The sequence below is a fragment of the Cupriavidus neocaledonicus genome, from assembly GCF_000372525.1.
Classification (GTDB): Bacteria; Pseudomonadota; Gammaproteobacteria; order Burkholderiales; family Burkholderiaceae; genus Cupriavidus; species Cupriavidus neocaledonicus.
The window spans coordinates 1-1,563 of record NZ_AQUR01000010.1 but is presented as its reverse complement, the minus strand read 5'-3'; the positions used below and the strand labels follow the sequence as shown (position 1 = coordinate 1,563).

Below are 1,563 nucleotides of genomic sequence, written 5' to 3'. Positions count from 1 at the left end.
GCCGCCCAAATTGCAAGAGTGAACGACATTCCGAAAGAGTTTACAACCCCACCCGCTATGTCATTGACCGTAAACGACTTTCTGCAGAGCACCAGCCGCCAGGAGTTGTGTGTAATGAGGTGCCTTTAGCGGGGGCCTGGTCGAAGATATACCACGGCGTTCCTGCTTGCAGTAGTGTGAAAAGCAGCACGGCAACCCATTCACAACAGTAGGGTTGAGAGCTCCTACACACAATTCCGCCTGTCGAAGCAGGCCGGAAATGGTTCTGCCTTTCGCAGTTGTCAAACACCGGCCTGCCGTTTGATTTACGACAAACAGTCGCATCTATGACATTCGATGTCTAATTACATTGCGCATTGCCAAAGCGCCATGCCATTGGCATATATATTGCGATTGGATGTTTCTTGAGAGCCTGCCTTGACGACGCCTATGGTATGAGCGCCCCCCCCGGTTGAAGCCTAGCTCAGAGCCGATATTTAATATCCCCGGTGAAACTCACAAACGATATCGAAATGGCAGACATCTGTACAACTCAATCACTCCGTTCATGGGAAACGAAGCCGATAGGCTGTGTGGCGGTGTACGGCCGGTCAACGATGAGATCACGGTCATGGGGCGCAGGAATAATGCACGAGGAGAACTTGACTGCTCTAGCGCTATCCCCTTGGCATGGACACGGGTTAAACATCACGCGGACTCTGTCTTACTCGCATTTTTGGTTTTTTTAAAGCCACTGGATGTTAGCCTTTGGTAAAAAATTAAAACTTTAACCTAAATTCCAATAACAACCCCATCCCTTGGGATGGCCAACGAAATGAACAATACCATTACTGATTGGCATAATGATCATTTGTACTTCGCTCATTTACTAGACCTACTCCAAAATCAAATCGGGGCTTTTTTTGAGGGACGACATCCTAATTATCGATTGATAGCTAAAATCGTCGAGTACATGTGTGATTATGGCGATCGCATTCATCACCCTCGAGAGGATGTTGCTTTTTCTTTACTGGTGAAGCGAGATCCCGATATACAGCTCGTGGTGAATCGACTTCTACAGGAACATCTAGTGATCGCGGAAACCAGCGCCCAACTACTTGACCACTTCAAGGGCGCCGAATGGGACGTTATAACGCCTAGAGACGTGTTAGTGGCGCAAGCGGCAGTATATCTTGCTTACTATCGCAATCATCTATCTTCCGAGGAAAAGCTAGTCATGCCACGAACAGGGGAGATGCTGACTGCAGAGGATTGGGCCAAAGTCGGTGCCGCCGTCGTTCCGGAGAGCGTTCATCCGGTATGTGGGATAAGTCTTCAGGAGCATTTCGCGACATTGCGCAAGCAAATACATGATGAGGAGCAGTTGGATCGGTGAACTGAATACCGGCGACCCTTTTTCCAAGTCACAAGCGGCATACAAGTTGACACCTTTGACCTCTAATGAGCGATACGTTGTGAAAGCGTTTCGATCAATTAGACTGCGTATTTCGGGGCGCTTGATCAGCGATTTCGGGGGAACGTGATCACCTGTTTCGGCGGGAAGCTGCTCGCTGGTTTCGGCGG

The 1,563-nt window shown here is 49.2% G+C and carries 1 protein-coding gene; it reads left to right on the top strand.

Annotated elements, in window-relative coordinates; genetic code table 11:
- Nucleotides 1–814 precede the first annotated feature (814 nt).
- On the top strand, nt 815–1,375 hold the full coding sequence (locus tag A3AG_RS32310; protein ID WP_115671149.1) for a hemerythrin domain-containing protein: 561 nt from the start codon (nt 815–817) through the stop codon (nt 1,373–1,375).
- The last annotated feature ends 188 nt before the right edge of the window (nt 1,376–1,563 follow it).